Annotated in this window: 8 protein-coding genes; 4 read left to right on the top strand and 4 right to left on the bottom strand. The window is 68.3% G+C overall.

Features of this window, described 5'->3' with window-relative positions; genetic code table 11:
- Positions 1-529: 529 nt before the first annotated feature.
- A complete protein-coding gene (locus K377_RS32000; protein ID WP_111667070.1) occupies positions 530-1,168 on the bottom strand; it encodes a DNA-3-methyladenine glycosylase in 639 nt (212 codons plus the stop codon).
- Positions 1,169-1,308: 140 nt separating this feature from the next.
- Here K377_RS32000 and K377_RS31995 point away from each other — a divergent pair, with 140 nt between their 5' ends.
- The 3 genes from K377_RS31995 (at position 1,309) to K377_RS31985 (ending at position 3,339) form a co-directional block, all read left to right on the top strand.
- The gene (locus K377_RS31995) at positions 1,309-2,091 is read left to right on the top strand and encodes a sporulation protein (protein WP_111667069.1); all 783 of its coding nucleotides are present in this window, start codon (positions 1,309-1,311) and stop codon (positions 2,089-2,091) included.
- Positions 2,092-2,135: 44 nt separating this feature from the next.
- On the top strand, positions 2,136-2,678 hold the full coding sequence (locus K377_RS31990) for a YbhB/YbcL family Raf kinase inhibitor-like protein (RefSeq protein ID WP_111667068.1): 543 nt from the start codon (positions 2,136-2,138) through the stop codon (positions 2,676-2,678).
- A 154-nt stretch (positions 2,679-2,832) separates the two neighbouring features.
- Positions 2,833-3,339 carry an HNH endonuclease gene (locus K377_RS31985; protein ID WP_111667067.1) on the top strand — a complete coding sequence of 169 codons (507 nt, stop codon included), beginning with the start codon at positions 2,833-2,835 and terminating at the stop codon, positions 3,337-3,339.
- A 100-nt stretch (positions 3,340-3,439) separates the two neighbouring features.
- On the opposite strand, the gene K377_RS31980 is transcribed toward K377_RS31985, so the two are convergent.
- The 3 genes from K377_RS31980 to K377_RS31970 all read right to left on the bottom strand — a co-directional run bounded on the left by K377_RS31980 (position 3,440) and on the right by K377_RS31970 (position 5,812).
- Positions 3,440-4,375, bottom strand: a complete 936-nt coding sequence (locus K377_RS31980) for an SPFH domain-containing protein (RefSeq protein WP_111667066.1) — start codon at positions 4,373-4,375, stop codon at positions 3,440-3,442.
- 137 nt (positions 4,376-4,512) lie between these two features.
- Positions 4,513-4,944 carry an NfeD family protein gene (locus tag K377_RS31975; protein ID WP_111667065.1) on the bottom strand — a complete coding sequence of 144 codons (432 nt, stop codon included), beginning with the start codon at positions 4,942-4,944 and terminating at the stop codon, positions 4,513-4,515.
- A 70-nt stretch (positions 4,945-5,014) separates the two neighbouring features.
- On the bottom strand, positions 5,015-5,812 hold the full coding sequence (locus K377_RS31970) for an ABC transporter ATP-binding protein (RefSeq protein ID WP_111667091.1): 798 nt from the start codon (positions 5,810-5,812) through the stop codon (positions 5,015-5,017).
- 175 nt (positions 5,813-5,987) lie between these two features.
- Here K377_RS31970 and K377_RS31965 point away from each other — a divergent pair, with 175 nt between their 5' ends.
- Positions 5,988-6,770, top strand: a complete 783-nt coding sequence (locus K377_RS31965; RefSeq protein WP_111667064.1) for a hypothetical protein — start codon at positions 5,988-5,990, stop codon at positions 6,768-6,770.
- The last annotated feature ends 5 nt before the right edge of the window (positions 6,771-6,775 follow it).

Raw genomic sequence — 6,775 nt, 5'->3', positions numbered from 1 at the left:
ACACCACGAGAGCGGAACCAGAAGAGGAATAATCTTCCGGTTCACAGCGTCCTCGCTGTGCGCCTGCCAGTCAGTGACCGGCAGGACTTTTTCAAAGGAACCTCGTCCCAGCCTGATGGCCGGAGACGGGGTATCAACATATCTGGCGTTGATTTTTGGCACGCTGTTGAGTTCTCAAGGAACGGACGCTTCCTTTGTACTCACCCTCTCGGGCTTTCCTCCGGGCGCTTCCCTTCGGTATTTCGTGTTTCCAACCTTACCAGATCCTTTTTCCGTTCCGTTTCCGGTTTCGGATTTTGTTTCCGGTGGCCGTTGGAGGGCCTTTGCCTTTCGGCGTGGTCACTACGTTAGCGGATTTCCTCGGTGACTCATAATCGAGATCCGAGGGCTTGAATTTCGACATGCAGGCACGCCGAAAAGACCCCGTCGAGGGAAATCGTAGTAGTGGTTTGGCCGCTCTCAGGTAGTGGCTGAACGCCCCACCCGGGTCAAGCGGCTCGGGCTACATTACGGATCCCGCAAGGGCGCGTCAAGTTCGTCGGCGCGGGGTATGCGGCCGATAAGGGCTCACCGTCGGGTCGTTGGGGATCCAGAAGCGCCACGGGTGGACGCCGCCGGGGCCGGAGACTCCGGTGCGCGGGCCGTTGAGTACTTGGTCGGCGGGTGTGGGGGTGCCGTGGAGCACGGTCAGGGGTGAGTCGGGGCCCGCGCAGGCGTCGGTACCGTTCAGGGAGCGGTCCACGCCCAGGGCCGTGGCCAGCCGGGCCGGGCCTTTAGCCAGCTCCTTGTCGTTGCGGGCCGAGAGCCGGCGCTCGCGGGTCAGCTCGGCGCCCTCGGTGATCTCACCGGCGCGGAGCAGCACGGCGCTCGCTCTGCCTTCCTCCCCGCAGACGAGGTTCATGCAGTGCCACATGCCGTACGTGAAGTAGACGTAGACGTGTCCGGGCTGACCGAACATCACGCTGTTGCGGGCCGTGCGGCCTCTGTAGGCGTGCGAGCCCGGATCGTTCGCGCCGTCGTACGCCTCGACCTCTGTGAGACGGAGTTCGATCGGACCGTCGGGGGTACGGCGTACCAAGGTGCGTCCGAGAAGGTCGGGAGCGACGTCCAGGACAGGGCGATCGAAGAAGTCACGGGGCAGGGGCGTACGGTCAGGGGCCGCGATCATGCCGCCCGAGGGTACTGGAGCGGTCGGGGCGGGCACTCGGACGCGGAACCGGGCACGGTTGTACCGCGTTTGTAGTCAGCAGTAACAAGCAGTGTTGTCGTCGTCTAGCGCGCTCGTTCGCGTACGGAGGGAATCGGGTCATGGGGTTCAAGCGGCTGTTGGCGAGTCTTGGTGCGGGCGGGGCGTCTGTGGAGACCGAGCTCATCGAGCCCAATGTCGTACCCGGCGGTGTCGTTCAGGGTGAGGTGCGGATCCAGGGCGGTTCCGTCGAGCAGGAGATCGAGGGGCTCTCCGTCGGGCTGCAGGCGCGGGTCGAGGTCGAGGGTGCGGACCAGGAGACCAAGCAGAACATCGAGTTCACCAAGACGCGGCTCGGCGGCGCCTTCACCCTTCAGGCCAACGCGGTGCACGCCGTGCCGTTCGGTCTGGAGATCCCGTGGGAGACGCCGGTCACCACCATCGACGGACAGCAGCTGCGCGGCATGAACATCGGGGTGACCACCGAGCTGGCGATCGCGCGGGCCGTCGACTCGGGTGACCTGGACCCGATCAGCGTGCACCCGCTGCCGTCGCAGCAGGCCATCCTGGACGCCTTCATCAGCCTCGGGTTCCGCTTCAAGAGCGCCGACATGGAGCGTGGCCACATCCGCGGCACCCGGCAGAAGCTGCCCTTCTACCAGGAGATCGAGTTCTACCCGCCGCAGCAGTACCGGGGGCTGAACCAGGTCGAGCTGAGCTTCGTCGCCGACGACCGCGAGATGGACGTCGTCCTGGAGATGGACAAGAAGCCGGGGCTGTTCAGCGAGGGCAGCGACACCTTCCGGTCGTTCGTCGTCGGGCACCACGACTTCCAGGGCACCGACTGGTCGGCGTACCTCCACCAGTGGCTGTCCGAGGTCGGCAGCAAGCGGAACTGGTTCTAGGGTTTGTCTGTCTCTGCAGACTTGTCCAACAAGGAGGTGTCGTTGTGACCGAGCAGCCCGGGCGTGCTCCGCTGCCTCACGACTTTCATCCGCAGGTGCCGTCCTTCAGCGTGGTGAGCGAGGACTTCGAGGCGGGTGGGGTACTCGACGACGCTCAGGTCTACGCGGCCGGGAACACCTCGCCGCACCTGCGGTGGGAGGGTTTCCCCGCCGGGACCAAGAGCTTCGCCGTGTCCTGCTTCGACCCGGACGCGCCGACCGGCAGCGGGTTCTGGCACTGGACCGTCTTCGACATCCCGGTCTCGGTGACCGAGCTGCCGACGGGTGCGGGCACCGAAAAGTTCGAAGGGCTTCCCGAGGGCGCCGTGCAGGTGCGCAACGACTACGGGAGCAAGGACTTCGGCGGTGCCGCGCCGCCGGCCGGGGACCCCGCCCACCGGTACGTGTTCACGGTGTACGCCGTGGACCAGGAGAAGCTGGGGCCCGACTCCGACGGTTCGCCCGCTTTCGTGGGATTCAATCTGCGGTTCCACACGCTCGCGCGTGCCCAGGTGATCGCCGAGTACGCGGCTCCCGCGGAGAGTTAGCGAGAGTCAGCGTTCACGGAACGTTTGCCCGCCTCTGGTCTTGGAATTGATCAGAGGCGGGCAGTTTTTATTGCGTTGTCCATCTCGGCGTGCACGGCCAGAGTTGACGCACGGACGCCGAGGGGTGATCCGGTGCGCACGGGAGGTGGGCAGGATGCGGGACACACTGGTGCTGAACGCGAGCTTCGAGCCGCTCTCGACGGTGACGCTCAATCGAGCGGTGGTGCTGGTACTGACGGACAAGGCCGTCGTCGAGCAGGCCCATCCCGAGCTGCGCATGCGCGGTGCCGCGATCGAGATGCCCGTACCGCGGGTGATCAGGTTGTGCAGATACGTACGGGTGCCGTTCCGAAGACGCGCGCCGTGGTCGAGGCGGGGCGTGCTCGTGCGGGACCAGCACCGGTGCGCGTACTGCGGAAAGCGGGCGACGACCGTGGACCACGTCGTGCCGCGCTCGCGGGGTGGCGCGGACTCGTGGCTCAATACCGTCGCTTCCTGCGCCGAGGACAATCACCGGAAGGCGGACCGGACGCCGGAGCAGGCCGGAATGCCGCTGCTGCGGGAGCCTTTCGAGCCGACGCCCGCCGACGCGATGCTGCTGTCGCTCGGGTCGGGTGCTGAGGTGCTGCCGGACTGGTTGAGCAGGGGGGCCGCCGCGTAGGCACTCCGTGCGGGGGCGGGTCCATCGGCCTTGGGGTCGATGGGCCCGTCTTTTGTCTTTGCGTCCGCCGCCTGGGGTGCTCGCGCAGTCCCCCGCGCCCCTAGTCGATCGGGGGTTGTTCGCGGCGTTCCTTGCTCATGGACGGGGTCGGGGCGCCCGCCATGGGGCCGAAGTTGCCGATCGCGCCCGAGAGGCCCTTCAGGGCGTCGCCGATCTCGCTGGGGACGATCCAGAGCTTGTTGGCGTCGCCCTCGGCGATCTTCGGGAGCATCTGGAGGTACTGGTACGAGAGCAGCTTCTGGTCCGGGTCACCGGCGTGGATGGACTCGAAGACCGTACGGATGGCCTGCGCCTCACCCTCGGCGCGCAGGGCCGCGGCCTTCGCCTCGCCCTCCGCGCGGAGGATGGCGGACTGCTTCTCGCCCTCGGCCGTGAGGATCTGGGACTGGCGGATGCCTTCGGCGGTGAGGATCGCGGCGCGCTTGTCACGGTCGGCGCGCATCTGCTTCTCCATCGAGTCCTGGATGGAGGTCGGCGGCTCGATCGCCTTCAGCTCGACGCGGTTGACGCGGATGCCCCACTTGCCGGTCGCCTCGTCGAGGACGCCGCGCAGGGCCGCGTTGATCTCCTCGCGGGAGGTGAGGGTCCGCTCCAGGTCCATGCCACCGATGATGTTGCGGAGCGTGGTGACCGTGAGCTGCTCGATGGCCTGGATGTAGCTGGCCACCTCGTAGGTCGCGGCGCGGGCGTCCGTCACCTGGTAGTAGATGACCGTGTCGATGTTGACCACCAGGTTGTCCTGGGTGATCACCGGCTGGGGCGGGAACGGCACGACCTGCTCGCGCAGGTCGATGCGGTTGCGGATGGAGTCGATGAAGGGGACGACGATGTTCAGCCCCGCGTTCAGCGTGCGGGTGTAGCGGCCGAAGCGCTCCACGATGGCCGCGCTGGCCTGCGGAATGACTTGGATGGTCTTGATCAGGGCGATGAAGACCAACACCACCAGAATGATCAGGACGATGATGATCGCTGACATCGCGTCTCCTGTGCCCTTCGTGCCGACTTCGTCCGGCGGCGTCCCGCCGGAAGATCATGGGATCTTGCTCGTCGAGTCTGTCAGAACAGCCCTGGTGTCGTGGCTGGTTCCGGCCACATCGCGGTGCGCTGAGACGTTCACATGACGATCGCCGTGGCCCCTTCGATGTCGACGACGTCGACCTGGCGGCCGGGTTCGAACTCGGCGTCGCTGTCGAGCGCGCGGGCCGACCAGATCTCACCGCCGAGCTTGATCCGTCCGCCGCCGCCGTCGACCCGTTCGAGGACGACGGCCTGTTTGCCCTTCAGGGCGTCCACGCCGCTGGCGAGTTCGGGCTGCTGGGCGCGGTGACGTGCGGCGACGGGACGTACGACGGCGATGAGCGCGCACGAGACGACGGCGAAGACCACGACCTGGAGAACGACACCGCCGCCCAGGCCCGCCGTCACGGCGCCGGCCACGGCGCCCACGGACAGCATGCCGAATTCGGGCATGGCGGTGAGAACGAGCGGGATTCCGAGTGCGGCCGCTGCGATCAGCCACCACACCCATGCGTCGATGTCTGCCACATGGTCATGGTAGATCCGCTGATGGCCGTGCGGACAGGGTGCGTCCGGCCCGCACGGCGGAACGGCGCGGTCAGCCGAGGGGAAGGCCGGTGGCGGTCCAGCGGTCGTTCTTCTGCTCGACGACCAGCGGGAGGCCGAAGCACTTGGAGAGATTGCGGGAGGTGAGCTCCAGCTCCAGCGGGCCCGCGGCGAGGACCTGGCCCTGGCGGATCATCAGGACGTGGGTGAAGCCGGGGGCGATCTCCTCGACGTGGTGCGTGACCATGATCATCGAGGGAGCGATCGGGTCGCGCGCGAGACGGCCGAGACGGCGGACCAGGTCCTCGCGGCCGCCGAGGTCGAGGCCCGCGGCGGGCTCGTCCAGAAGCAGCAGCTCGGGGTCGGTCATCAGGGCGCGGGCGATCAGGGTGCGCTTGCGCTCGCCCTCGGAGAGGGTGCCGAACCTGCGGTCCAGGTAGTCGCTCATGCCGAGGCGGTCGAGGAACGCGCGGGCGCGCTGCTCGTCGATGGCCTCGTACTCCTCCTGCCAGCCGGCGGTCATGCCGTACGCGGCCGTCAGGACGGTCTGCAGGACCGTCTGGCGCTTGGGGAGCTTCTCGGCGAGACCGTTGCCGGCGACGCCGATGCGCGGGCGCAGCTCGAAGACGTCGGTGCCGGGCTTGCCGAGGGTCTCGCCGAGGATCGTGGCGGAGCCGCTGCTCGGGAAGAGGTAGCTCGAGGCGATGTTCAGGAGGGTGGTCTTGCCCGCGCCGTTCGGCCCGAGGATGACCCAGCGCTCCCCCTCCTTCACCGACCAGGAGACCTGGTCCACCAGAGCCCGGCCCTCGCGGACCACGGATACGTCCTCCAGCTCCAGTACATCGCTCATGAGCGCGTTGTCTCCCATTGCAGTCTCGGCTGTCTCGTGCGTCCGCGGACGGTTCGGCTTGTTCACCACTGGACGCAGCCCCCAGATAAACCTACGCCACTGGTGCGCCGGTCCTTTCCCGCGGCTTCGGTTTTGGCGTCACGGAGGGCCTTGTGGGGCTTCTAAGGTGGTGCGCATGTTGTCGGAACCACGGTCTGGGCGCCTGGCGTCCTGGGGAAATGCCCTGTTGGGCGGATTTGTCGCACCTGATGACGCGGCGCTCGCCATTGTGGGCGAGGACGCCGTGCACCGGGTGGAGGGGATTCCCGGGGAGGCCGGTCCCGTCGGGCTGACGCTCGCCCTGGGACGGCTGCGGGCGCTTGGGGCGACCGGGCTGCGGGTCGCGCTGCCCGCTCCGGGGCATCCGCTGGGACTGAGCGGGCCGCCCGAGTTCAACGCGCGGGCGCTGGAGGCCGAGGAGGCCGTCGTCTGCCAAGGGGCCGCGCTGGGGCTCGTACCGGAGGTGTACGAGGCCGGGCCCGACGGTGATGTGCATGTCGAGGTGATGTGGCACTGCCTGCCCGTGCGGGAGGCGCCGCCGGCCGATGTGCCGTCCCTGGGCGAGGCCGAGCGGGAGCTGGCGGAGGCCCTTCGGGAGGCGACCGAGGTGCTCACGCGGCTCGACGTGGCCGGGTCGGGTCCGGTGGCCGATGCCGCGGTGGACGCGTACCGGGCGCGGGCCGAGCGGGGGCGGGAGGTGCTGGCTCCCGGGTATCCGCCGCGGGCCGTGCGCGTGCTGGAGCTGGCGCAGCGGGTCGGGCTGCTGGTCTCGGTGGCGTACGGGAGCGGGCACGGCGGGGCCGTGAGCGCCTCCGAGATGGGGGCGCGGGCGGTGGCGCTGCGGCCGGTCGAGCGAACGGCCCGGCGGGCCCAGGTGGCCGCGTACAACGCGTTCGTGGAGGAGCGGGAGCGGGGCTGAGGGCA

Source organism: Streptomyces sp. PsTaAH-137, from assembly GCF_003259365.1.
Classification (GTDB): domain Bacteria; phylum Actinomycetota; class Actinomycetes; order Streptomycetales; family Streptomycetaceae; genus Streptomyces.
Note: the sequence above shows the minus strand (reverse complement) of the source record. Positions and strands in the feature narration are given on the sequence as shown.

What these genes read in the sequence shown, in the direction of transcription:
- K377_RS32000 (WP_111667070.1), bottom strand. Translation starts at nt 1,168, where the DNA reads ATGATCGCGGCCCCTGACCGTACGCCCCTGCCCCGTGACTTCTTCGAT.
- K377_RS31995 (WP_111667069.1), top strand. Translation starts at nt 1,309, where the DNA reads ATGGGGTTCAAGCGGCTGTTGGCGAGTCTTGGTGCGGGCGGGGCGTCT.
- K377_RS31985 (WP_111667067.1), top strand. Translation starts at nt 2,833, where the DNA reads ATGCGGGACACACTGGTGCTGAACGCGAGCTTCGAGCCGCTCTCGACG.
- K377_RS31980 (WP_111667066.1), bottom strand. Translation starts at nt 4,375, where the DNA reads ATGTCAGCGATCATCATCGTCCTGATCATTCTGGTGGTGTTGGTCTTC.
- K377_RS31970 (WP_111667091.1), bottom strand. Translation starts at nt 5,812, where the DNA reads ATGAGCGATGTACTGGAGCTGGAGGACGTATCCGTGGTCCGCGAGGGC.
- K377_RS31965 (WP_111667064.1), top strand. Translation starts at nt 5,988, where the DNA reads ATGTTGTCGGAACCACGGTCTGGGCGCCTGGCGTCCTGGGGAAATGCC.